We start from the raw sequence: 24892 nt of genomic DNA on the forward strand, positions 1-24892 counted from the left end.
ACCTTCCATTTCGAACTTGATTATTCGAGCCTATTATATAGGAAGATAGAAGGTACAAAACAGCTTGAAACTAGCATTTTTAATAGAGTGTTTGGGATAGGATATTCTATGATGTTCTAGGTTGTTGGGCAAATGGTGGGCAAAACGTGGGCAAGCTCAGACCTCCTTAGGGAGGTCTTTTTTGTTTAACTCCACAGTATGCTTGCACTGACCGCATACTAAGATCACAGAGTACATGTTGTGCTCGACATCAATCACTTTCTTCCTCTCGTACTTATAACCGCAGTCGTGATACTCTTCATCAACCAGCACATTCATGGTGCAAACCTTCCTTCCAATTTTTTCTCCGTGAAGTTATACTTTTAATAGCTGCTTAAGGAGGTAAACTATGGCACTCCGGAAAGGGAGAAGCCGTTTATCTGAAATCCTTACAGATCGAGGAATGAACCAAGTAGACTTTGCTCGGCGCATGGGTGTTACAGAAAGTACCGTGTCAAAGTGGAAGTCTGGCACAAGTAAAATGAGCTTTGACCATGCAGTCCTTGCCGCGCGTATTCTAAATTGTACTGCGGAAGATCTGTACGAGTGGATTGAAAGCTAAACGGCTAAGGGTGATTATAACCCTTCCCGGAGCAAAACTTTCTCATTGAGAAAGTTTTTCCTTTCTTATAACTATAGAGGAATGTTTATCCAATTTGAAGTTGTAAAATCTGGAAACAAAAAAAGACCCTTGCAGGTCTTTTTGTCAGATGTATTTCTTTTTCTCTGTTTCGAATTCATCCTGCGTAATCGCACCCATATCGAGTAGCTCTTTAAGTTCTTTTATTTTTGCATATCCGCTTGGTTCAGGTGCAGCAGCTGTTTCTGCTTGTGCTTGAACTACAGTTACTGTCTGTCCTTTTTTAAGTTCATCAATTGCTCTATTGGTAGCATCAACAAATGGCTGAACAGTATTTTTAGCAACCTGCTTGATCTGGAACTTTGCAGCGCCATCCCAGATATGGATTTCTCCCATAAGCATGCCGCGCTTTTGAGAAATGGAATTAATTTTCTCCAAGGGAATCTCTTTCTGTTTGATACCGAAAACCATTCCTTTATCCAAGAAAAGCACTCGTTTGTTCGTAACGACAATTAACCATGTATTGTTATCCAGGAATCCACTTGTAGCATAATTGATTATCTCATCATCAAACAATATCATTGGTAATTCTTTGACTTCCTTCTTGGTTCCAAATAAGTCAGTTACATTTACTTCTTTAAATCTTTCTTTTATGGATTCAACTGTATGAGCCATATTTACTCCCCTTTTTCTAATCCTTTTGTACTAATCATATCACCAAAATCCGATATTTTACAGCTGATTTTTTACATGCTTCTTCTAACTTTGTCTTCCTTGAGTGGCTTGTTGTACACCATATTAACGTCGGGGTATGCTTCCTAGTTTCAAATATAATTCTAGAAAGAACACTGTATTTTTTAATTTTCTCATAGTTTGTTCGCATGGGTTGTGTATTGTCCACTTCCAAAAAGTGAACTTCACCTTTAACATGATACATGGCATCAGAAATTAGTTTGTTTTCTCGCCATGTAACAGGTACTTCGGTCCTCCAATCGTCAGGCATACCCAACTGAATGTACATCTCATTACGCATAAGGGTGTGCTTCATCTTTCCTGTTCTCAATTCATCCTTGGTGCTGCCGATTGCATCTCTCCCTCTGGCTGCCACATAATATATCTTCTGTTCAGATCTCTGGCTGCCAATCAGTTTATCGCGTTCCATCTCTTTCAAAATCCTGTGCGCATTACGATCACCGCCCAGCTGCTCAATTAGCTGCAGCTGTTTACGGGTAGCATAACCAAGACTATCCAAAGTGGACAATATCTTTTCTTCGCGCAATCTTCTCTTCTCGGCCTGTAACATCTTCCATGTACCTCCCCAATTTCTCTTTTATCTCTTCGTCGCTAACATATGGTACCTGAATCTCCTGCCGCTCATGTGTCCGGTAAATCGCCCTGCCGACATTGCTTATCTGTTCTGCCCCGGATTCATCAATAGCCACACGGCTGGCCACTTCTGTCGGTAGACGAAAACTGATCTTTGCATCGCTATTCTGTTTAACCTGCCGTGGAAGCGTGTCTGCTGTGGGATATTGCGTACAGAATATGTTTCGGTATCCCATGGCTCCTGCTATGCGTGTAATCTCTGACAGAGCCTGCTGGCAATACTGATAAACTTTTTTCTCATCTTTGGAATGGAAAGCAGACGGCGTAAGTTCTGCGCCCTCATCGACTATGATGAATGTCCTTCTTTTTAAATCAGTGTCCAGGATATTGGTATATTCCTTTTCCCTGAACATCTTCATCCGCTGCCGCATCTCTGCAAGGATATGTTCAAATAGTTCACCGGCTTCGTCTACTGAGCTGGCCACGCGTTTGATCTGCTTCATTCTTTCATATGGTCCAAACTCCAAGCCACCTTTCATATCCACAATGTAGATCTCTGCATCATCAGGATGGTTTGAAATCAAGTGGGCAAGGATTAACTTCAGCAGCACTGTTTTACCCTGTCTCGTTGCACCAGCGACGGTCATATGAGGGACTTTGTCAAAGTCATGCATTACCATTCCGGAAAGACCAATGCCGATCGGTAATGTCCATCCGTCGCTCTGCTGCCAATTGTAAGCAATCCGTTTTGGTATGCTGCTCTTATATACTCTCACATGAAGCTTTCCATCAAAGTACACGTGAACAGATCGATCGAGCGTTTTCTGAAGCACTTGCTGCAACTTAGAATCATCAATCAATCCATACGGCACGTTGTAGACATACTCCTGGTAATCATCTTTCTTAATCGTCCGGATCAATGAAGGGTCATGGTCCTTTACTCGATAATTTAAATTACGAAAGGCTTTTTTGATTTTGTAACGATCGCTGTCAGGCATGAACATTCTTGCCGCAATGTAGCTGCAGCCGGCAACAGCAAAAGCCATTTCAAACATATGCATCCCTCTCTTCGGCTGCATATACGTTTGCATCTTCGTGACATGAATAGTCGTTTCTATATTCGTATTGATTATTAGCAGGGATTGGACAAGGATAAATAGAAGATATTTTACAGGTCATCTTAAGAGAAAAAAGGAAGGAGAGAAGAAAGAAAGGCGGCGTTGGCGGACGCGAATCTCCTAGATTCGGAAGCTGTGTATTCGGTTGTATCTGCAGTCGTATATGCGTTTCTAAGATTAGTATATCCAGAGGGGTCATAATTGATACCTAAAAATCCAAATTAATTTTGATTTTAATGACGGAGATGAGACCATTGAAGATGATACTAAACGAGCACATAGAAAACTCCGGATTGAAAAGAAAGTACATAAATGAGCAGTTAGGCATTAGTAAGAACACTTTAAAGAACTGGTGCGAAAGCAAGACATATCCTCCACTTGATAAGGCCGTCCAGCTGGCAGCTATGCTTGATGTGGATATAAAAGATTTGTACGAGGATTAAGAAATTGTAAAGTTGGAAAATAAGTGACACCTATCCAACCTTTTGTACGATTATAGGAGTAAAAGGAGGGGATAAAGTGATTAGACACAGTTTGTATTCCGAATACGTAATGGCTAGGCAGCAGATTGCTATTGATGGATTGACCCTTTTCGTAGAGCTTGAACTTGATCAGCACGAGGGCGTGAATTACGATTTAACACCAAGTAATCCTTTGCTTAGTAAGTTTACTCAAACTGAGATTGATTTGTTTGAGGAGATTTTTAAGAGAGATACAACTGCCATGTTTGGATAATAAATAAAAAAGCCCCTCCTATAATTGGAGGGGCTTTTTAAAATAGAGAAGGTTATGCGTGATGTTTTATAAGTTTGTCAACAATCTCAGGTCTAAATTCCTTAGTAATGAGTTCTGCCAATCTTACTTTATTATTCTTTTTATTTTTTTCCTTATTCCTTTTCTTTCTCTTTAACAACACTTCGGTATTAAACTCGTCATATGCTTCGACATATGTCTCCACTGAATTAGGAAAAGTCCAAATAAAATCTCTATAGAAAAATATATACAATTTCTTTTTGGAATTAACTAACTCAGTAACATGGCTCTTGAATTCGGGAGAAACATTATCTTTATGCAAATGTTTAATTATTTTTTTACGCTTAGAGTATACTTCATCTGCTTGTTTCATTGGCGTTTTAATAACTACAGAAGGAAATAGATACACTCCATATAAGGAATTTCGAACACTCTGGGTTTCCTTATATAATCGGTAGAATAGCATTGACAAAAAGGCCATTAAGAAAATCACCAGAAAGTATAGAGTGGTATAAAATAATATCATCCAGCAACACCTTCCTCTTGTGAGATTTTGCCTTTTTTCTTTTCTGCTTTCTTGGCATCCTTAATTCTTTTCTTCTCTAGTTTTTGCTCATAAGATATAAAAGGCTTAAAAAATAGTTCAATACCACATGCAATTGCATATGCACCCCCTACAATTAATACAAAACTATAAGGTGTGAAACTAATGTCTACTAGATTATCAATTGCAGCTATAAAGGAACTTTCTCCTACTGTTATATTACCCGAATCGGATAGGGTTAGTACATTTAAAATCCCTAAAAGCATCACAAAAGCAGCAGCACCAAAGATAACAGCGAACACTTTGTAGAATGCCTCTCCTCCGACATCACCTTCAAACATTTTATACCTACATAGCTCAAAGTATTCATTAAAAAGCGCAACCATGCCCATAAATGAACTTACAAAAAAAGCAGGCGAACTTGTACCGTCAGTTCCTACATGAGTTATCAAGATAAACCCTATAAAAGCTATAATACGTTTATAAAGAAGCAATGTTGACTGCACATCCCATTTTTTACATCTAATATATCATAATTATGTATAGAGGTGGGGAAATATCCATTTTTCCCCACCAATATCTTATGCAGCTTCAAACATTTTCGTATAGGTTACTGGTCCAGTAGTTCCATCTGCTTTGATTCCTTTGGATCTTTGGAATGCACGAAGCGCTTCATCAGTTAATGGACCAAACGCTCCATCAATCTTATGCTTGTAGCCGTATAGACACAACGTTGCCTGCAGTAATCTTGTCCAACCTGGTGTATGATCATCTTTGTTCTGAACTGCAGCTACCGCTCGACTCTTAGGACCCCAAACTCCATCAATAGCTGTTTTACCAAAGTATTGATAGATACGTAGGAATGCATCAAACGTAAGTGGTCCAGTTAGTCCATCTTCATCTAGCTCATTAAATCCTGCTTTATCTGGATAGTCACGGCTGTTCCCCCACTCCTGTGCTGCCTTAACCCAGCTTGATCCACTAGAAGATGAAGGAGGCTTGCTGACAGTTTTACTTGGCGCAACTTTTTTAGTACCAGTACGATCCGTCAGACTCGGACGCTTGCCAGCTCGCAGTTGAGCAGTAGATAGCCCTCCTGTCATTTCAAGGTGCGGATAATCTTTGAAGCTAGTCCAGTCTCCGCCCCAAGAGAAGCCAAGACTTTTTGCAATAGCAGCTACCCTTTTCCAATCAGAATTGACTGTCCATATGGCCTTGCTGCCGTCCTCAGATGTAAGGAAGTAATCAACAGCCAATCCGAAGTTATGATTGGAATATCCACCGCGAGCATTTGTGACTTTACTGCCCGGCTTGGTGCGACCTTGTGCATATAAAGCATTCTGCTGCGCATATGTGCGCATGCCGTGTGAAATCTGAGCATTGATACCTTCCTTGTATGCTCTTCGAATTAATTCCAGTGCACTCTTCTTAACAATGGCATTCATGCCGCTTCCCATGTTCTTCTCAGAACGTCGTAGCAATGTGTCTAGTGATACTCTTCCCATGTATGTTCCTCCTCATAAGAAAAGGCCGCCCATAGGCAGCCCTCATTTTTTAGGTTTGTTATATGTCAGTACTTGTTGGCTATCCCCGAAACCTCTTGTAGTGTTATCCACTACCGAGTTGTACAGGCTGACTGCAACAGTGAACAGCACATAAGGATTTCTTACGGCATCAGCGAACACGTTGAACAGCGTTGGCCATGTTGTAAGGTCTTGCGCTGTAAGTCCAGCATAAGCTAGGATTGGCACAAAAATTGCAAGTGCGAGTTGGATGTAAAACTGCGGGTTCTTGAATCGTACTTTCCAGTTGATCATATTAGCACCTCCTTTCTTGTATAATAAAAGCCCACCGGCTGGACCCGGCAGGCATGCTGTTCATTAGATTACTGACCTAGTAACCACTGGATAATTAAAAAAACAACCCCACCAGTACCTAGTAAGCTGGAGATGGTTGTGAAGGTTAGCTGCTTCAATTTTGTTTTATTATCACGTTTATGTTGCTGGTCATCGAATGAATATTTTATTACTTCCTGCAACATCGCTCGCTGTTCACGACCTTCAGCTAAGACTGTGTTCTCAATCTTGAGCATGCCGTTTTCCATCTTTTCTACAGTTTTTTCAAGAAGGACTATTCTGCGTTCATGATCTTGTACGATTTCATTCATGGGTGTGTTCACCTCCGATGTTCCTGGCATTTTGTTCGCCCCCTTTTAATCTCTTTTTCAACCTATGTCACCTCCTTTGCAAAATAAAAAGCACCCCCCAAAATCGGGATGCTTTCTTTCATGTATATATCCATCTGGAATTTGACTGTATCATCGTATCTAGGCTTTTATTAAAGTCTTTTTCAGTTACAACACCGTATAAGGAAATACCCATCATAGTAATACGACTACTTGAAGTCGAAAATTCTTGCTGAGATGTAAAATAATCATACATAATGGACATTCTTATTACATTAAAGTTTTCATACTTACTAAACTTATCTAAGATATCTCGGATATATTCAAAAACGAATTTAGCATAATTAGTTGCTTGTTCTTGACTTGGTATCTTGCCATAATGAATTACATCATTTCGTAATTGTTTTTTAGATCCTTTAATTTTTGGAGGTTCTTCTTTAAATGTAACCATATAGAGACTATGAAATGCTCCTGCTTGCTGTTCTGAACTTCGATTCATTGTTTCCCAAATTCCGTCCAATACCGCAGAAGGAACACTATGATATTTGGACAAGAACTTGAAACAGTACTGGTGGAATCTTTCTAATGCTGTCGCGAAGCTTGAAACCGCTTCTCTTGTGTAACCATCTATTAAAGCATATATTCCTACTTCATATAACATCTCAAATAATTCAACAGATAGTACATGGTCATACTCGTGCCCCTCAGAACATTTAACTCGGTAAAGACTTTTATTACTGACCTCAAAAGTCACTTTGTTCTCTTTGTTTTCATCCATACACATGGCGCACTCTACATCAAATCGCATGAAACTTCCTCCCTTTCCGTCTTTATTCGACAGATTGGGAGGATATTCCTTTAATAAAAAAACACCTCAATCGAGATGCTTTTTACTTTTTCATTAATAGATTATTGTTCCATCCTTGTTAATGGTTTTACTTTCACTCTGGATGTCACAAAGAATTCTACCATCTAATAAAATATCTTTTACTTTTACATTTTTAACTGAAATTACTTTTAACTTCTCGTCAACTGCATCCTTTTCAATCGCAACGTTAATACCCTGTTTAAATGGAGTGGAAGGGTACCTGATGCCTTGAGACCCAGGTACATTGAGTAACATTTTCGCTAAACTTACAGTTACCTTATACAAAAATTCTGTACCTACTCCGACATCTTTTGTAAACTCAGTAAAGAGAAATTGTTCAATTATCTTATGGTTAATTTCTCCATTAATTGTCAATCTAAATGGCAATTCAGTTCCGAGACAAACATCTGTTAAATTTAAATTACTTAATGTCTCAAATTCCACTAATGCAAATTCATCATCAATTTCTGCTTTAACCTCATGAAATGGAGTTATCGAATCTGTTGAGGTGTATAATATAGACTCTTTTTCATTGTTAAATCTACCAATTGTTTTAACAAATTTTTCCGGACAGTAACTTACTTCACTAGTGGTACGGAACATCTGATCACTAGTATCTTTCTTTCTGACTCGGTATAATTTTACGCCCTTAGGATATGTCCACCCCTTGTGTAAAATGCAAGGCAAAGTATCAGCTGTAAGGTTTATTAACTCCTCTACAGTAATTCTTCTTAGGTCAACGCTACGGTACCGCTCCAACCTGTCTAAAACTACAAGAGGATCGTCATGATTTAAGGGTACCTCGTAATAAGGCTTCTCATTCAACATAACCTATCTTACCTTCCAAACCAGCAGCCATTTCTTTCTTCATCTCATCTGTAATCCCTCGGTGTATCGTATAGCTATAATCCCATATAGGACTACCATCCATCTTCTCTTTAGTTGATTCTACATAAGATGATGTATGCTTAATGAACTGTGCTGGATTTCCAGCCACTACACTATTATCTTCAACATCTTTCGAGACAACACTGCCAGCGCCGATAATGACATTATTACCAATTTTAACATTGGGAAGTATTGTACTATTAGCTCCAACGAATACATTATCGCCAATTTCAACTCGTCCAATTTTTGTGTAACCTGTATGCATCTTTGTGCTTGCATCGTGTGCCAAAATATACACTCGTGAAGCAAGCGTTACATTGTTTCCTATCGAAATTAACCAACAGTGAGGAGGATCAATGATAACCCCTCCCTGCCTACTGAAATTTTCACCTACTTTCAACCCATTTTTTATGAGAGCTTGAGTAGTTGCTTCACCTCTAAATCGAAGTAACAATTCATGTACTTTGCCTTTCAATCTCATAAGTTGTTCCCCTTCTCTGTCTTTACCATACTAATTTTCGTCGTGTCTTTTTGGTCTTTGTCTTCAAAACCACTTCTTTTTCTTGATGTTCATATTTGGATAACGTTGAACCTAAGCTAAAGAACATAACTAACATGCTCAAAGTGAAAATCATAACCTCCGCCATTGACAAGGAAATGAAATTAATCACACTTAGCAATGGCAAGTATTTATACTTATCATTACTGGTAAATGTATATTTTACTGATCTGAAGAAACCGTAAATTACAATTAGCGCAAACGCAATCAATGGTAGCCAACCGTAATTTCCGATTAAGTTTATAAAGGTATTGTGAGCTCCATACGATATGTTATTTGTAAAATATTCACTTCCGCCTCCGAAGAAACCAGCATCGTTTATAGTCTTCTGCCAAATAATCCCTCTATGAGAAAGTAAATCTCCGCTCCCCGATGTTTGTACGAATTTTAAAACAACACTGTTGTAAATCGTTTCGTACAAAGAAGTAAACCTAACTACAAGAAAAATAATGATGGCTGCTACCAACGCTATAAAACCTCCACGTATCATTAAGCCCAAGAAGCGTTTTTGCTTTATTGAGTATACAGTTAGATAAAACAAGCCTACAGCTACACTTATAGCAACAGCCAGTGAACTAGTGCGACTGCCTGACAATATTGTGAGATAAAAAGTCCCTAGTAACACTATTCCTGCAAGAAGTAATTTTGACTTATAAAACCTTTCAACTCTACCAGCTATTATGCCTTCTAGTTTGACTAGTACAACTGAAAAAACAACAATAAATACTGTTGCAGATACGGTACCGACTGAATTCGGATTGAAGAATATACCGTGATATGGCATAGTATCAATGCCATAAAGTAGGTATGGAACTAAGAGCACAGGTATATGACTTAAAATAACCCCATAGAAAACAACTTTATTGATGTTAAAATCAATACTCGGTATAACAGTTAGAGTCACTACAAACAACAATACTAAAAATGCCGAATCTAATATGCCACCCACGTCATCATTAATTAATGCTGATATCGCACAAAACAAAAAGAAAAGATAAGTGAAAGTAAGCACTACAGTATTAATTCTCAAATTTTTGTTTTTATAAAAGATAGGTACAATAATTAGTGACGACACTAATGCATAAACAAAAAATACACCTTTTACAGGTAATAGATCAGACAGGTTAAGCGAACTGAATAAAAAAATCAGGGCTATAACTATGAAAAGGACTTTCTTCAAATGAATTCCCCCTATGTATAAATCCTACCACTCACAGATTTTAACATATTAAGGAGGAATTTAGATTAGAATTTTGATGATTATGGAAAAATGTTCATTCACTCTCAATGATATCGGCAGCGCCCAAATACTCATCTCTTGTTTTTAGGTATTCATACCCCTGTTTAATAAAGTTTGCGGAATCCTCTTCGAGAGAAGGGGTAAAGCTGTAATTTAGTTGTTCCAGTAGATAAGCCTTATCTTGATCACTGTATACTGATACTTGAAGTTCAATCTTATCTTTGTTACCTACGATATTACTGATTTGTATATATGCTGTGTTAAAGGTTAACAGTTTACCGTAAACAATTAGATTATGCGATTTTAAGAAAGCCATCTGATAACACCTCCTTGTTTAAAACGGCTCAATACACAAACTGAGTACCGTTCCAAGTCTTATTTTTATTAAGTGCTGGATCAAATATTGTATATCCGATCATTAAATGTGATCTGTACATACCCGGGTTGTTAGGAATGATTTTTGGGTACAAACTCTGATCAGAAGCCTGTGAACTCGCTCCAATTTGAGGAGTACCAGTAAATTCGATTAGGGAGTTAGGTCCTTTTGAAACATCATACAACTTTCCTGCGGCTGTTGCTGTACCTCCTCCTTCTTCATCTCGATTAATCGTTCCGTTAACAAAATTGAACCTTCCCGCTGCTCCATCAAGTACTATATGAGTTGCTGAAGAGTCATCTCTATTCATAAAGGTGTATGCATCTAAAATAGTACAGTTTGTATACGCGCCTCCTCTAAATACAATCTTAGCTTGAACAGACTCACTGCCTGGAGAAATAACGGTTCCTCTGAAACCTGTTAAGTCATATACAGTACCGGTAACTCCATCTGCACAAGGAGCGATTAGAGTGCTATAAATACCCTGAATGTTATAACCTGCTACGGTCTGACCAACTACATAGGGATTAGTCCATGTTGTCGACGTTACAATCCCTTTCACGTAATTAAAACCGTATTGACCTCCATCCACTCTAATGAAATCAAATCGGTTAAGGTAGTTATTGTGTTCAACATGTACCCCACTTTCATTAACTCCCTTAATTCGTATTCTTTCAAAGATACATTGAGCTGTAGGCAACAAAAACTCCAATCCCCTGGCTGCTTTTTCATTCCCATCTAACAATATATTAGCGATATTAATATTATGCAGCGCGCCTTCAGATGTCTGGTTTTTTCTTTGTGCAGTAAACATGGAGGTTATTGTAGAAGAATCTGATACTTTAAAAGCTGACTTATCTCGACTTAAACCGATAATTATCGTGCCGAAATCTTCCTCATAACCTCCGTAGACACTTAATGTTTTACTTATTAAGAAGACCGCATCCGGAATAATTAATCTCTTTTTGTTTTCGTAACAATAGTCAATAGCTGCTTGAAGTGCGATCGTATCATCGCTCAAACCGTCTCCTTTTGCATTGAAGGGCGGAAACCTCGGATCTACACCGATATTTCTCAAATAATCATCGTGCATCTTACTAACTTCTCTAAGCGAACTTTGCAACCATTGAGGCAGACTAACACTTTCACCAATCTTCGAGGAATTAGCGTTTATTAACCCCTTTATTTTTTCATTGTCTGATTTAATTCTTTCGGAAGCTGTTGCATGCTCTATTCCATCCTCATCATATCTAACATCAACAATTTCTGATGGTTGAGGATTATTCCTGATTAAATTATCTACTCTGCCAGTCTGATATTCCGCAGCAGTCTTGGCATTGTCTGCTATATCGGCAGTCTCTTCCATACTAGTTGCAATTGAATCTCGAACCTCTGAACCAAATACAGCTTCCCGTACTTTTTTCGCTAGTACTTTAATCTTGTCTGGAATTGCCATTATGAAGTTCCCCCTTCCAAAGCTGTTATCCTTGCTTCCATCTGATCTAGATCAACTGGTTGCACAACTGAAATAAGCTGCAGTTTATTCTGCAGCTCTTCCAAGTTCACGCTCATTGAAGTTGTAATTAAGTCAAGTTTTTGTTTATCAAGGTGGGACATTAGTCCATCATCTGTAGCTGTTGCTAATCCATATAGCGGAATGCCCTCGATAGCCGCGTTCAGGTCATATATTGCTTCGTTTAAATTGACGATAGCTTGGTTGATACCAGGTAGATCGCTCTCAGTAATTGCTTGGTTTATTTGAGCCACGCTGTCGTTGACGGCTTTCACTTCAGCAGACAATGAGCCTATTCGCTGTGACTGAGACAACACTCTTGATTCGATGCGTGCAACATTCGTTACTGCCTTTGCTGCTCTTGCTTGGTAGTCTGCCAGCTTTACAAATTTATCTCCGATTGTAAGTGAGGAGTTTTCCGGTGCAGTGATATCAATTTGCGTACCAACAATTCTCAAGTCTTCATCAATACTCATGATTGGATTTTTTACTGGATGACTATTGCCTAGCTCAAAACTGTCTACTGCCTTGCCAATAAACGATAAGTCCACCGCTTCGATTGTATACTGCGCAAGTAAGGTCTTTTGACTTTCTAAATGAAGCTGCCCTCTACTCTTTAAGACAACTGGATTTGAAATATCATCATAGGTGACTGATCCGCCTTGATACCCAAATTCATCGATAAGAGCATATCCATCGAGATACGGCAGACCATTATTTACAGATTCGATTGTAACCCTAGCCTCGGATGCATCAGTAGCTGTTTCATCTTCTGATGCTATTCGGGCACCTAGAACCGTCAGTCGAGTAATAATACTCGATGGATCAACATCCTCAGTAATGCTTTTAAGGTTTCTGGTAAGCAGAATAGGAGTGTTCTTTTTCAGCTCACCTATTCTGGATAAGTAATCCAGGTATCGAACCCCGTTCATCTTTCGTATCTGTAATTCTCCACCAAGACGATCTAGAAGTTTCTCCTTTATGGTGTCAAAGGTAGATTGTTCAGCGCTTGTATAGTAATAGACATTATCGTTGGGATCAGTAACAGTAACCTGTCCTAGCTTAAAGTGCTTGTACTCCTCAACTTGGCTATTGTGATAATTCAGCAACTCTTGTAGGAATGCTGAAGGTGATCCACGCCACTCCCTGTGCTTTTGCTGACTGTCTCCAAGATAGCCAAGTTCTCCATCAGCCTCGAATGTATCGCTAAGGATACCGCTACCGTCCATGGCTCTTTTTGGCTTATATACACGTCCTTCAAATACGTACTTACCTGTCTTCATGTTCAGCACATTAATGAGAGTTTTGAGTGGCTTTATCTTTCCATAGCCGGGATTGCCGGGATGAATCTTGAAATCAAAAGAGTCGATCAAGTTAATTTCCTTCCTGATCGACCCCTCCGGTAGTTTTATATTGTTTACGAACGGATGATGGATAGTAATAGGCTTGCCATCATTAATCATAGTCACCTTATACATCAGCGCATCTCCTTGTAATACACAAATTCAATTGTTCCGGTACCGGTGACGGTAATTTGGTTGTCGCCTGCTGACAAAGTGAAATCGTCACTTTTATGTCTTCCTGCAGATACATCAAGCTTGATATTTCCTTTTGTCAGTGTCATAGCAGCAGATGTTATTATTTCTGGCGTTACATCCGGCGTTCCTACATTCAGCAAGTTGAGTGAAAGGCTTCCGTTCACATCGAACCTAACTTGCTGCGCTACATCCAATTCAAAATTGAACTCGTCCCATATGTCATGCCCCTCTGAACGTATGCCGATCATGAATGGATAAGCTGTGAAGTTTGCTGTTAGAACACCAGACTGCCAATCATCCTGGAAGCTTCCTCCCTCATCAAACTCAGCAAGAAAATAATAGCCGGGGATAGCGTCGTCTTCCAGCCTTACCTTCCCGCGAGTAGTAGACAACCAGTTCAATAACTTTGTCTTTGCTATATGCACATATTGCGGGTTTAGTTGCTCACGATTCATAATAGTAAACTGATAAGCAAGTGATCGAGGCTCATATACCTGAGACCCGTACAGCTCACTAAAATCCAATTGCTCGTTACTAAATGGCAGTGTAATCAAGTTCTTTTGTTTCTTAGCTATTCCAATGTCCCGGGAAGCGATCGGGAACCGGAAGTCTTTATATGAGTGATGGCCGTTATATGTTATACCAAGCACCTACGCTCGCCCCCTTTCTGCACTTTGGACATTGGATGTTGCTATGGCATCGATATATTTGAATACCTTCCGAATCAGTGGTTCTCCATCAATGTTGACACTGAAATCAGTATTCAATAGCAACTGGAGTATTTGTTTCAACACTGCCAACATTTCAGCTGTGTTATCCACGGCTGCATCATTACTGCCTCCAGATGGAGTCGGCAGCTGGTTAGGTCGCTTATTACCTGCAATGTCTTTCCCTGCCAATGCAAGCAACTTCATGGCTTCAGTACGTCTTGCTGGGTTTGTAGGAATAATCCATTCTGGATGTCCCTCTTCGGCCAGCTGATATAGACCCCTGTTCGCTACTAATCCACCAGTTGCAAAACCTCGATAACCATTCTTGCTCATTTCTTTGGCTAAATTAATACCGGCCGCTTTCGTGTTGCCTCGGAGATACAACGGTAAGTGAGTTAGCCAGTCATTTGCCCAATCCCCGTCTTCAATGACAGCTGTGAAATACTTCTTAGCTGCTTCTCCTCCAGACTTCATCAGCGTTTTGATTGTGTTGTCTAATACGCTGTCCTTACTGTATGTGCCGTTATAACCACTAGAATCCTTCTTTTTTAAGGCAACAGACAATGAACTAATCGCATTCATTATGGTGTTGTTCGATCCCTGCAAAGTTTTGATTGCATTAGTTACTGACTGTCCAAATCTAGATAGTGTCAATCTTACTTGTTGGAGCAGACTTGATTGCTTACGAATACTGTTCAACTGATTTTTAATGCCCTCAGCCGTGGTTTTGCCATGTTCCACAATCTCTGAGAACATATCAGTAAATCCTAGTCTACCTGCAGCGTAATTAAACAACGACTCAGCTCTGTTCCGATGTTGTTCAAGTGGAATGATAACCTCGTCTTTATCTCCCTCTCCAACCATCGCAAACTGCTGCCGATCGATAAGACCGCCAGTTTCATAACCCACATAAGGACGCCCTTGATTTACAGCTTTTACACCAGGTACATTTCCAATTGTTTTATATCTTGTTTTGATGTAGCCAATAGCAGCTAGAATGTTATGAACAGGATTGAAAATGTCGTCGTAACCACTCTTTTTAAAGGCATTGAATGTTGGTCCGATTGTCTGCATCAGACCTTTGGAAGGAATGCCGCGCATAGCGTTAATATCCCAATTGTTCTGTGCCTTTGGATTGCCCCCAGATTCTCGCATTGCAATTAGAGATAAACCGTTTAGCCAATTGCTACCGGACACGCCTGCAATCTCCATCGCTCTGGTGACCCACTTCTTGACATCAGCTGTAGGATTACCGCTAGCCTTTACATCGTCGCCACCTTCAAGAAGCCCTTTAATCCAATCCTTAGCACCAGTTGTCGCTTTAGATATCATTCCTTCTGCGATACCTTTGGCTGGCTGCAGCACATCTCCTAAATTGGTAAAGTCTGATACTGCAGTTTTAATAAGTGACAATGGATCCTTAGCAAAATCCCAGATTGTGGTGGCGGTTTTCTTGACTGAGCCCCATAGGTTCTTAGCTCCACCCCATGCTTTCTGTAACAAGCCTTCCCCATCTTTATAAGCAGGAATACCAGACTTAAGCAGGTTGGCTGTACTGTTCCCGTCTAGGACGCTCGTACCTTTTGGCAGGTTCAACAAGGTCTCTTTCTTAGGAGACAAGAACATGTTACCGTCTGGAGTACGAATCAACTCTTGTTTGTTACGTCCTTTCGCATCAGAAACAATTGCAGGACCACCTGGGTGTCCGTCTGTACCTTTAGCGTAAGCAGGGATATTCCACTCTGGAATACGTAGTTTCTTAGGAGCATTGACTTTATTTAATATCCAGTTGATACCGTCGCCTACTCCATTGACGCCCTTGGCTAATCCTTCAAGTAAAAACTTGCTTACATTCTTCACTCCTCCGGCAATATTCTTCGCTGCGTTAGAGAGTCCGTCTCCCATACGTTTTGGCAAGCCTTTAATAGCATCAACCATGTTATCAAAGACACCCTTGGCTTTATCACGCATGTTTCGGAAGATTTCTAAGCCCTTGTCTCTAACATTGCCAAATTGTCTCACGACGGAGTTATAGGCGTTTTTAACTGGATTAATTATATTATCTTTGATTGACAGCCAAATTTTACGAGCTGTATCGCGCAACGAAGTGAATGTAGCTGTCGTGTTATTCCTCATATTCGTGAAACGGCCTTTTACAAATTCAAAAACCGCTCGGACAGTGTCATAAAAGATATTTTTAATGCCGTTCCAAATAGATGAAAAGAAATTGCGCAAGGAAGTAAAAATAGACCTTCCTGTATTTAACATGCTTGTGAATCGATTTTTAAAGAAATTCCATATCCACGTAATCGCTGTGGAAAAAGCAGTTCTAACTGCAGTCCATAAAGAAGCGATACTGCTGCCGAAGGCTTTAACAAACCCTCCTACACCTTTGATAATCCGTCCGATAAACAGCAATTGGATATAATTCCAGATGAACTGTATTGCACCGCTAAACATTTGCTTGACGCCTTCCCACATCTTAGAGAAGTCACCAGTAAACAAACCAGAGAATATTTTCACGACGCCCATAATGACGTCTAGCGCCCCGTTTATCACACCTTTTATATTAGTCCAAACCATTTTCACCACAGAGAGCACTATCTTGAAGGCAGTCTCTATAATAATTTTGATGTATGGAAATGCCCATTTTACAACAGCGACTATGGCATCTATGACCGGCTGTACCACGAACATAATGCCATTCCATATATTCTTGAATGCCTGCAGTAATTGCTGACCGTCTGAATCCCAGAATGCCTTCACCTGACCAATCTTTTCTCGAACAAAGTCCATCGCCACACCAAAGGCCTGCATGATCATGTCCTTAGCCTTAGCAAAGCCATTTCTGACACTATCTAGGAATGCAAGGAATTGTGGATTCGTGGTAAGAAACTCTTTAATCTTTTGATATGCAGATACGATTGCATCCCTTACAGCTTGTACAATATTCCGGAATGTTTCCGACTTCTTATAGGCTATGGTGAATCCCGCAACCAACGCAGCTATTACTGTCACCGTTATACCTATAGGTCCCATCAACGCTACAAATGCTAACCTGAGTGCTTTTAATATGCCGCCTGCATTAGCAATTGCTTTAAACAACGGGGCAATTACTTTCATAGCAGATCCCAAGGCAAGCGAAAATAGCCCAATAAACGTAATTAAAGGACCAAGAACTGCTGCCGTAATTCCAGCGATTGCTATAAATTTTTGAGTTGAAGGTGAAAGTGCGTTGAACTTGTTTACCAAACCAGTTATGTTTTCGGTTAAGGAACGGATAGCAGGAGTTAGAATGTTACCTAAAGTTATTCCTGCAGTCTCCACGGCTCCTCCCAGTTCTTCTATCGCACCTTTTAAGTTGTCTTTCATTTTAGCCGCAGCTTCCGCTGATGCACCTTCGCTATTCTCTAATGACTTAGTCATTTTATCGATTTCTTCAGGACCAGCTTCCATTAATGCCAAGAAACCAGACGTAGCTTCTGTACCGACCAAGCTAGCAATTGTTGCTGCTTGTTGCGTTTTTGTTTGCCCTTCGAGAGAGCTTTTAAAGTTTTCGATAACTTTGGAAATACCGATAAAATTCCCTTCGGCGTCCGTAACTTTAATCCCCATTGCCTCCATGATTTTGCTATTCGCTTCACTCGGCTTTAGCAAAGCAAGTAGAGATGCCCGAAGAGCGGTACCGGCATTTTCTCCTTGCAAACCTGCATTTGTCATAAGTCCAATCGCGGCAGCAGTCTCTTCCATCGATACACCTAATGCGGCAGCTGGTGCGCCGGCATACTTGAAGGCATACTGCATATCCAGGATGTCTGCAGCGGTATCATTAGCTGACTGAGCGAGAATGTCCGCCACCCTTGATGCTTCTCCGGCTTCTAATCCCCAAATATTTAACGCTGAAGCCACTACATCTGCTGTTAATGCCATATCCGCGCCAGATGCTTCAGCAGCACTGATAACACCCGGCATCGCCGAGATAATGTCTGTGGCGGTGAATCCTAATGCAGCTAGCCCTTCTTGAGCAATTGCGACTTCACTCGCACTTTTAGAGGTACTGGCACCTAAATCTAATGCTGATTGCCTTAGCTCTTTGAATTCTTCAGATGTTGCACCGGCAATAGCCCCTACTCTCGACATCTGTGCTTCAAAATCCATTGACGTTTTAATACCAAGAGTGAACGCACCAGCTAAAGGAGCTCCCACATATAAAGAAGTGAATCGTCCAACTTCCCTCGTATTTCTCCCGATAGACTTTAAACGATCGCCATACTGGTTAGCTGAATCGCCCATCTGGGACCAAGAACTGCTTGCCACTTCCTGCTCTTTTCTTAGATCTTTGAGCTCTTTTGCTACACCATCTATACTTCGTTCAAGATTTTGAAGTGCTGCAGACTGGTTGTTATACTGCGTTGCAGCCTTTTGTGCTTCCCGAGATCCCTCACCATGTTCAGCCACCATCTTTTCATAGCTTATACGAGCTTTGTCCACTATTCTCTCTTGGACCTGAAGCTTCTTGTTAAGTCCCTCAAGGCGGGTCTCGTGCTTGGCAATGGATCTATCGCTCCGATCAAACACAGAAAGATTTGCCTTCATTTCGGAGTTGACCTGTCGCAACGCTGATCGTAAGTCTGTTAGTCCACTTTCGACCTTCAGGGAATCGAGATTTAGTCCAATCGAAAGACCTTCAATTCTTTCCATGTGCCACCTCCTTTCCTAAACAAAAAATCCCTCAACCGCCGCCAAACGCAGCAATGAGGGATTTCTCTTCTTTTGGTTTCTTACGATCTTTCAGCAAATCCATTACATACATATACGGCATGTTTAGGATTTTGTTTATGTCACCATCCTGCTTATATAAATCTCCAATAAAGTTATCCATGTATTCTAGCTGTTTTGCTGGCGAGAAGTCTTCGTCTACGAGAGTTTCTTCTCCAGGAACTTTTTTGTTTCGTCTGTTTGATTCCCCTGAGTAATAAATGTGATTTGATCACGGATTACTTGGATAGCGTTTGGAGCGTGTAGTTTGTTATACACATCCTCAACTGTAAATTGATCATTGTATATGCGCTTTGCAACGAACTCAATCATACGATCAAAGAGCTGCATCTCGTCTTGATCAGTCTCTCCATCCATGTCCTTCTCCATTTGCATCGCTTCGCGAACAACACTCAATGGGATAAATGGAGGCGTCCAGTATTTTTTCAAATCCGGTTCTCCGCCGGATAGTACCTCTTCGGGATTCTCAACTAGTTCAAGCATGTTACGTTTTAAGTTAGCCATTTTCATTCTCCTTTAAATAGGGAGCCGTAGCTCCCTTGATGGTTTGATTTACTCTACTTCCTTAATGACCGGTTTACCGCGCTTATTGTCAGAAGACAGCAGCTCGTCGATTCTCTCTTCAGGAATACTTTTATTCGCTGGATTAGGATAACGATCACCTGTGTGATAAACCTTGTTACCGTCTTGAAGGTCTTTAAAGGAATCGATAACCTCATACTTTTTCTTTTTTGCTGCCATCGATTACACTCCTTCCGGATCTGGCGCTGCAGCTGTGGGATACGGCTTACCGAAGATTTTCATAAACAACGCGTCTCGATTAGTTGTAGAACCTTTTTCATCTACTGCAAAAAGCACTGACTTTTCAGTTGCAAACCCTTCAATTTCACGATCCATAAACTGTGCTTCAATTTCGTTATTTTGGAACTCGGTACCGTCTTCTTTTGTCTGCCCATTGATGGCCGGTCGAGTGAAGATACCTTTGGGTAAGCCTACCCATTCTTTACTACCGTCTTCGTGAGTTTTCGCAAAAACACATGCAACGTAGGGAGGGTTATCGGATCCACCGTAGGAATAGATACCGTCCACCTGTTCTAAGCCGAGCAACCGCCCTCTATCTTCGACCGGCAGTTTATGGAAAGCGCTGGTAACTGTTGTATCGCCATTAGATACAGCCATCTCAGCAGTCTTGTTATCTCCGTACCCGCGAGTAATTTCCTGTGGAGCTTCGATTTCTAATGTCTGTAGAAATTTAATGCGTTCAATGACGCCTTTTGTAATTTCTGTGCTTGTCTCATCAAGCTCGCTGTAGTAAAACTCGTCTACTCCAGTAGAAGCGCGATAATTTTTAACCATGTTCAATTTCCTCCTCTTAATCTAGTAGATATTCTTTCAGCCTGTAACGCCGACCATCGCGAAATATATTTAGGTCCTTATCCCATTCATCAACACCGGTACCGTACTGACCAGCTCCAAGTTCACGACGCAGCACCTCACCAATTTGACGGGCAATGCTTTTCTGCTCTGTATCCGTCTTGCTCCAGACATCAATTTGGTAAAGATATTCGTAGGCAGTAGGCTTGTCATCCGCATAGTCAGTAGGCAATGGCGGTCCTATTGGATCGATAACAATCCAGGAACCAGTAACATCCCCGGATGGTGGGTATTCATAAAATTTAATTCTTTCTCCTACTAAGGTAGATATAAGGGAGTCAGCAGTGAGGGAATTGTATATTTCCATAATCATTTACTTGCCTCCCTCTCAATCGCTTGCTTAATCGTTTTTCGATATGCAGCCTTAGCAGATTGCAGCGATCGAGCAATTGCACCTTTACCAGCAGGGTTTGGATTTTTGACTGTTCCCCATTCATTCAGATGAATAATACGAAATCGATCTTTTGGACCTTTCCAATGTATCTTGATGGTTCTGTTCCCATTTGTATCTGTATAAGTTTCTGATATCGTTACTTCATCGACAGTCGCTCCAGTATCCCTGAATGTTTCTAGCTGACTCTTTAGCTCTTTCACATAAACCTGGGCACCAGCTTTTAACGCTTGGTCGCTTATACGCTGCATTCTGCCAGGTCCAAACCGATCTTCCAGCTGTCTCATCATTTTTTCAAAGCCTTGAATTTTAACACTCATCGAGTGGACACCTCCGCCACGATATCAATGAAACGACGGTCTTTCAGGTTGGGTTGAGCTGTCCGGATATTGTATTTCAGATGTTCGAACTCCGGTTCAAACACTTTCACATAGTGCTTATCTGTTGGCCGATAATCTGCGCCTGGATCACGAATTGTGATAGTGAGGTCGGATAACGTGCCATTTGCCTTAGCCTGTTCTAAATCCCTTAACCACACTTGATCAACTGCTGCCCAACACTTGTACAGGTCAATGTCTTTCGATTCTCCCGGCATAGGTCCTTCGTTCGGTTTCGCTCCAAAGAACGCCACCTGTGTACGCAACTCGCCCGAATGCTTCCGAGGCTCTTTATACTTGAGTTGTCTCATCGCTAACCTCCTCATCTGGAAGATTGCTTAGCGCGAAACTATTGATCTGGGCTAAGAAGTTATGATCAAAATACTCCAAGGCATCGTTATAGGCGTAGCGTGAGCGTTCAAGTACCAACTCTTTGCCCTGATTAGCTGTATCCAATGGGAAAGAACCGCACTTATCCGATATATCAGCATAAGAATAGGACAGCAACCTTTCAAGGTGACTGTCCTCGCTTTTATGAGATATATGAAGCCGATCCTTGAATTCCTGCAATAACTCATCTGTGACATCAGCCATCTATGCCACCTCCTAGATTAGACGCCAGTTGGCTCCTCTGGAGTAGTTGGAGCAGTTGTGTCTTCTTCAATTGCAAGATTTAAGTCGTACACTTGTGCAGCGTAGTTATCAACTGGCTTACCTGTTGCGAATTGCTTGGCGATGTACAGCGTAGCATCTTCCATTGCCATTGTTTCAGTGAATTTGTTGATGGTCATTGCACCACCAATAGCAGCAACGTATTGGTCTCGAACAAAGAAGAGCACCTTGTCTTTTGGAACGAATGCAGAAGTTGTGATTACTGGGTTGAATGGCAAACTTTGTACATAAGCACCTGCAGAATTTTGAACAGTTGAATTGGCTTGAATCCCAAAGCTGTCAAACGGGTTTACGACCATAACCACTTTGCCAGCAATATTTCTTACTTTGTCTGTGCCATTTACCGGACGGATGGAAAGCTTTTCGACAACGCCCTTCAATTCGTTGATTGTTGTGCGTCCTGGTCGGAAGGTCAATGTACCTGCAGACTCTTTCAAAGTAACTGCACCATTTTCACCAACTTGGTACAATAAGCCGATTGGTTGCTTCTGGCCATTCCCTGCTACGAAGCCTCTCTCCAATCCAACTGTCATAGCTTCAGAGATCATTGTACGTACATAACGTTCAACCCAAACAGGTCCAAGCTGTAGCATGTCGTTGGCAATTGGCACAAACGCAGTAAGTTTGAGTTGCGTAATTGTTTCTTTACGGAATGTCGCGTTCAATTGTCCTTTAATACCTTCGAACAAATCGCCCCATACGGCAGCGCCCTCTGGATCGGAGTAAATGAATTCTGTTACAGCTCCAAGGTTTTGAATGCCAATTTGTTGAAGCAATGGATGTGCTTCTACAAGATCCTCAAAAATACGTTCCTGTGTTGTTTTAGGGAGCGTGTCCTTGTCCTTGAATCCGCCCTCTTCAATAACAGCATTAAAGAACTTAGTCTCTTCGCTTGTCAGCATGTTTACGCCGCGAGACTGCAAAACAGATTGATCGGCCATATTACTCTGCACTTGATTGAAGATGTCTGCCCGTACATCATTAGACAAAGCTTCAATCATATCGCTGAGTGCGGTAGCCTGCGCCTCCTGGTCACCGCTTTCTACAGCCTGCGCAAAGGCTGTTTTCTTTTCCTCGAAGTTTACAAATTTAATTTTCGGCATGGTTTGCCCTCCTATAATTTTAAAAAGAGACTAGCCAAGTTCTGCATCGAAATTTCTGGAGCAGGATTAGGATTAGTCTCTTTTGGTTTATTTTTATTTGCTTGTGCAGCTACTCCATATTTCGCGAGTAGCTTTTCCTTGCTGTTTTCATATTCCTCCGGTTGTTCTTCCGCCGGATTATCTTCTTCATCTTCGAGCTCTGGAATTTCAATCTCATCGCTGACTGTATCTGCTAAACCGAAAGCCACAGCTTCCTCAGCAGTAAGCCAAGTTTCGTCATCCAGCAGCTGCTCCAATTCTCCATCTTCTCCTATAAAGCGTTTCTTATATGAAGCTGCAAGTGCAGTATCGATTTTTCGAAGGTCCCTTGCAGTCTTCTCAAACGCAGCCGCATTACCCCACTCAATTGTTGATGCTCTATGGATCATGAGCATTGTGTTCTCAGGCATGATGATTTCATCACCCGCCATAGCAATAACAGAAGCAGCAGACGCAGCGAAGCCATCTACATGTACTACAATTTTCGCTTTGTGATTCTTCAGGAGTGTACCTATTGCCACGCCGTCGAATGCTGATCCACCTGGCGAATTAATATGGACGTGAATTGTATCAGCTTTAGTGTTTGTTAATGTTTCTTGCATACTTTTGGCACTCGTACCGTTCCAAGACCAACTGCTTATTGGTCCGTAAATATACAACCGCGCTTCCTTGCTGTCCGCATTCGCTTCAAATCGAACATCTGATTTTTTGGTCATCATACTCATCAACTGTTCCTTGAGCTCTTTACTCATCTTCTTCACCTCCTTCATCACCTGTTTTATCAATAGACTCATAATTCTTGGTCATTACGTACTCGTCCATTACCGGGTTGTCTACCATGTCATCCCCTACCTTGTCTCGCAGTTCATTTCTGTTCCAAGCTCCGGAGGCAATTAGCTTATCAATGCTATTTGCAAGATCAAAGATATTACTGTAAGTCGGTGTACGAATTTCGAGATACTGGCCTTTCAAATAATCTTCTCGATCTATAACCGTATAATTAAGGGCATCGCTAATTTTCTTAGCCAAGGGATTGATACAGAACACCATATAATTACGTGTGGGCTTCTCTAAATCTGCCATCTCACTTTTAAGCATTACAACCGGGATTCCAAGAGCAGCTGCTACTTGGGTCATAAATCCATCCGTGACCTTATTAATTTCATCTACGCTTGGACCAACTGTTGTATTTTGTTGGTGTTCCTTATAGGTGAATCCTTTTTGCTGAGGGATGACCGCAACGGCTTTCTCTGTTACCGCCTTATAAACTCGATTAATAAATGACTGAAGCTTATTAGTCTGTTCTTCTGCCTTCCCGTTTAGCCCTTCAATATCAACGGTAGCCCTGATTTGATTTTTCCTTTTCTGGAATTCGAGCATCCTCCCAAAAAGATCGCCGTAGTCGTAAAAAAGCTCGTCAATTAGTTGTGAAAGCTTTTCGTTAGAATATTGAATATAGATAACTTCACTCATAAGGAAGCTCCGTTTATACTCGTAGTCCCGAACGACTACGCTTTTAAAAACATCCTCCATTACCGCGTATTCATTTTTAATAAATGAATCAGCAATAAGTAATTCTCCAGTGTCGCTCTGTACAATTAAACATTCATTATCATAAATTAGCTTCCGTACTACGGTTTGCCAAAAGAAAGAAGCCGACATGTTTTTATTCGGACGGAGGTTTAATCTGTAGTACATTTCGTCTTTAACTGTTTTTTTATCTTTCCTGACTCTGAATTCAGATTGGCTAAGAGTCCTACCAATAAACCCGATACACGTTTCAATCGCCATACGCTTTAAATTCGTTTTTTTCGATGCATCGTCTATGAGATCAAGATCGAGCATGACTTCCAGCTCTTT

The 24892-nt window shown here is 40.9% G+C and carries 31 protein-coding genes; 3 read left to right on the top strand and 28 right to left on the bottom strand.

Annotated features, from left to right (window positions below; genetic code table 11):
* Positions 1-388: 388 nt before the first annotated feature.
* The gene (locus tag SFC25_RS17445; RefSeq protein WP_411216480.1) at positions 389-601 is read left to right on the top strand and encodes a helix-turn-helix domain-containing protein; all 213 of its coding nucleotides are present in this window, start codon (positions 389-391) and stop codon (positions 599-601) included.
* A gap of 144 nt (positions 602-745) precedes the next feature.
* Here SFC25_RS17445 and SFC25_RS17450 read toward each other — a convergent pair whose 3' ends face one another.
* Genes SFC25_RS17450 through SFC25_RS17460 form a run of 3 tightly spaced genes read right to left on the bottom strand, consistent with a single transcriptional unit; the run spans position 746 to position 3000 of the window.
* Positions 746-1294, bottom strand: a complete 549-nt coding sequence (locus SFC25_RS17450; RefSeq protein WP_411216481.1) for a PH domain-containing protein — start codon at positions 1292-1294, stop codon at positions 746-748.
* Positions 1295-1328: 34 nt separating this feature from the next.
* Positions 1329-1922, bottom strand: a complete 594-nt coding sequence (locus SFC25_RS17455) for a replication-relaxation family protein (protein WP_411216482.1) — start codon at positions 1920-1922, stop codon at positions 1329-1331.
* Entirely contained in the window at positions 1864-3000 is a 1137-nt protein-coding gene (locus SFC25_RS17460; protein ID WP_411216483.1) for an FtsK/SpoIIIE domain-containing protein, read from the bottom strand. The genes SFC25_RS17455 and SFC25_RS17460 overlap by 59 nt, the downstream gene beginning before the upstream one ends.
* A gap of 323 nt (positions 3001-3323) precedes the next feature.
* Between SFC25_RS17460 and SFC25_RS17465 the strand changes: the two genes are divergently transcribed.
* Together SFC25_RS17465 and SFC25_RS17470 are read left to right on the top strand one after the other, a co-directional pair.
* Positions 3324-3506 carry a helix-turn-helix domain-containing protein gene (locus SFC25_RS17465; protein ID WP_411216534.1) on the top strand — a complete coding sequence of 61 codons (183 nt, stop codon included), beginning with the start codon at positions 3324-3326 and terminating at the stop codon, positions 3504-3506.
* A 76-nt stretch (positions 3507-3582) separates the two neighbouring features.
* Positions 3583-3798 carry a hypothetical protein gene (locus tag SFC25_RS17470; RefSeq protein ID WP_411216484.1) on the top strand — a complete coding sequence of 72 codons (216 nt, stop codon included), beginning with the start codon at positions 3583-3585 and terminating at the stop codon, positions 3796-3798.
* 52 nt (positions 3799-3850) lie between these two features.
* On the opposite strand, the gene SFC25_RS17475 is transcribed toward SFC25_RS17470, so the two are convergent.
* From SFC25_RS17475 to SFC25_RS17595, 25 genes are all read right to left on the bottom strand, one after another.
* Positions 3851-4342, bottom strand: a complete 492-nt coding sequence (locus SFC25_RS17475) for a hypothetical protein (RefSeq protein ID WP_411216485.1) — start codon at positions 4340-4342, stop codon at positions 3851-3853.
* Positions 4339-4854 carry a hypothetical protein gene (locus tag SFC25_RS17480; protein ID WP_411216486.1) on the bottom strand — a complete coding sequence of 172 codons (516 nt, stop codon included), beginning with the start codon at positions 4852-4854 and terminating at the stop codon, positions 4339-4341. The genes SFC25_RS17475 and SFC25_RS17480 overlap by 4 nt, the downstream gene beginning before the upstream one ends.
* Positions 4855-4941: 87 nt before the next feature.
* Positions 4942-5865 (bottom strand): M15 family metallopeptidase, encoded by a 924-nt coding sequence (locus SFC25_RS17485; protein WP_411216487.1) that lies wholly within the window; start codon positions 5863-5865, stop codon positions 4942-4944.
* Between the two features lie 42 nt (positions 5866-5907).
* Positions 5908-6177, bottom strand: coding sequence for a phage holin (locus tag SFC25_RS17490; protein ID WP_411216488.1), 270 nt, complete (start codon positions 6175-6177; stop codon positions 5908-5910).
* 68 nt (positions 6178-6245) lie between these two features.
* On the bottom strand, positions 6246-6557 hold the full coding sequence (locus SFC25_RS17495) for a hypothetical protein (protein WP_411216489.1): 312 nt from the start codon (positions 6555-6557) through the stop codon (positions 6246-6248).
* Between the two features lie 88 nt (positions 6558-6645).
* Positions 6646-7353 carry a hypothetical protein gene (locus SFC25_RS17500; RefSeq protein WP_411216490.1) on the bottom strand — a complete coding sequence of 236 codons (708 nt, stop codon included), beginning with the start codon at positions 7351-7353 and terminating at the stop codon, positions 6646-6648.
* 93 nt (positions 7354-7446) lie between these two features.
* Positions 7447-8241, bottom strand: a complete 795-nt coding sequence (locus SFC25_RS17505; RefSeq protein WP_411216491.1) for a hypothetical protein — start codon at positions 8239-8241, stop codon at positions 7447-7449.
* A complete protein-coding gene (locus SFC25_RS17510) occupies positions 8231-8782 on the bottom strand; it encodes an acyltransferase (protein ID WP_411216492.1) in 552 nt (183 codons plus the stop codon). Before SFC25_RS17510 ends, SFC25_RS17505 begins: the two co-directional genes overlap by 11 nt.
* 22 nt (positions 8783-8804) lie before the next feature.
* Positions 8805-10040 carry an O-antigen ligase family protein gene (locus SFC25_RS17515; RefSeq protein WP_411216493.1) on the bottom strand — a complete coding sequence of 412 codons (1236 nt, stop codon included), beginning with the start codon at positions 10038-10040 and terminating at the stop codon, positions 8805-8807.
* 94 nt (positions 10041-10134) lie between these two features.
* Positions 10135-10416, bottom strand: a complete 282-nt coding sequence (locus tag SFC25_RS17520) for a hypothetical protein (RefSeq protein WP_411216494.1) — start codon at positions 10414-10416, stop codon at positions 10135-10137.
* 28 nt (positions 10417-10444) lie between these two features.
* Entirely contained in the window at positions 10445-11932 is a 1488-nt protein-coding gene (locus tag SFC25_RS17525; protein WP_411216495.1) for a pectate lyase family protein, read from the bottom strand.
* A complete protein-coding gene (locus SFC25_RS17530) occupies positions 11932-13467 on the bottom strand; it encodes a phage tail spike protein (RefSeq protein ID WP_411216496.1) in 1536 nt (511 codons plus the stop codon). Before SFC25_RS17530 ends, SFC25_RS17525 begins: the two co-directional genes overlap by 1 nt.
* Positions 13467-14177 carry a phage tail protein gene (locus SFC25_RS17535; protein ID WP_411216497.1) on the bottom strand — a complete coding sequence of 237 codons (711 nt, stop codon included), beginning with the start codon at positions 14175-14177 and terminating at the stop codon, positions 13467-13469. Before SFC25_RS17535 ends, SFC25_RS17530 begins: the two co-directional genes overlap by 1 nt.
* The gene (locus SFC25_RS17540; RefSeq protein ID WP_411216498.1) at positions 14178-18938 is read right to left on the bottom strand and encodes a phage tail tape measure protein; all 4761 of its coding nucleotides are present in this window, start codon (positions 18936-18938) and stop codon (positions 14178-14180) included.
* Positions 18939-18969: 31 nt separating this feature from the next.
* On the bottom strand, positions 18970-19119 hold the full coding sequence (gene gpGT / locus SFC25_RS17545; RefSeq protein ID WP_411216499.1) for a phage tail assembly chaperone GT: 150 nt from the start codon (positions 19117-19119) through the stop codon (positions 18970-18972).
* Positions 19120-19154: 35 nt separating this feature from the next.
* A complete protein-coding gene (gene gpG / locus SFC25_RS17550) occupies positions 19155-19520 on the bottom strand; it encodes a phage tail assembly chaperone G (RefSeq protein ID WP_411216500.1) in 366 nt (121 codons plus the stop codon).
* Positions 19521-19568: 48 nt separating this feature from the next.
* Complete coding sequence (locus SFC25_RS17555; RefSeq protein ID WP_411216501.1) at positions 19569-19757, bottom strand: hypothetical protein; 189 nt, start codon at positions 19755-19757, stop codon at positions 19569-19571.
* A gap of 3 nt (positions 19758-19760) precedes the next feature.
* On the bottom strand, positions 19761-20372 hold the full coding sequence (locus SFC25_RS17560) for a major tail protein (RefSeq protein ID WP_411216502.1): 612 nt from the start codon (positions 20370-20372) through the stop codon (positions 19761-19763).
* A gap of 16 nt (positions 20373-20388) precedes the next feature.
* A complete protein-coding gene (gene gp17, locus SFC25_RS17565; RefSeq protein WP_411216503.1) occupies positions 20389-20757 on the bottom strand; it encodes a tail completion protein gp17 in 369 nt (122 codons plus the stop codon).
* A 2-nt stretch (positions 20758-20759) separates the two neighbouring features.
* A complete protein-coding gene (locus SFC25_RS17570; protein WP_411216504.1) occupies positions 20760-21161 on the bottom strand; it encodes an HK97 gp10 family phage protein in 402 nt (133 codons plus the stop codon).
* Positions 21158-21529 (bottom strand): phage head completion protein, encoded by a 372-nt coding sequence (locus tag SFC25_RS17575; RefSeq protein ID WP_411216505.1) that lies wholly within the window; start codon positions 21527-21529, stop codon positions 21158-21160. Before SFC25_RS17575 ends, SFC25_RS17570 begins: the two co-directional genes overlap by 4 nt.
* Positions 21510-21812, bottom strand: coding sequence for a phage gp6-like head-tail connector protein (locus tag SFC25_RS17580; RefSeq protein ID WP_411216506.1), 303 nt, complete (start codon positions 21810-21812; stop codon positions 21510-21512). The genes SFC25_RS17575 and SFC25_RS17580 overlap by 20 nt, the downstream gene beginning before the upstream one ends.
* 17 nt (positions 21813-21829) lie before the next feature.
* Positions 21830-22993 carry a phage major capsid protein gene (locus SFC25_RS17585; protein WP_411216507.1) on the bottom strand — a complete coding sequence of 388 codons (1164 nt, stop codon included), beginning with the start codon at positions 22991-22993 and terminating at the stop codon, positions 21830-21832.
* Positions 22994-23004: 11 nt separating this feature from the next.
* Positions 23005-23784 (bottom strand): head maturation protease, ClpP-related, encoded by a 780-nt coding sequence (locus SFC25_RS17590; RefSeq protein ID WP_411216508.1) that lies wholly within the window; start codon positions 23782-23784, stop codon positions 23005-23007.
* Positions 23777-24877: a phage portal protein gene (locus SFC25_RS17595; protein ID WP_411216535.1), complete on the bottom strand. Its 1101-nt coding sequence runs from the start codon at positions 24875-24877 to the stop codon at positions 23777-23779. Before SFC25_RS17595 ends, SFC25_RS17590 begins: the two co-directional genes overlap by 8 nt.
* Positions 24878-24892: the final 15 nt, after the last annotated feature.

The sequence above is a fragment of the Terribacillus saccharophilus genome, from assembly GCF_046592595.1.
Taxonomy (GTDB): domain Bacteria; phylum Bacillota; class Bacilli; order Bacillales; family Amphibacillaceae; genus Terribacillus; species Terribacillus saccharophilus_C.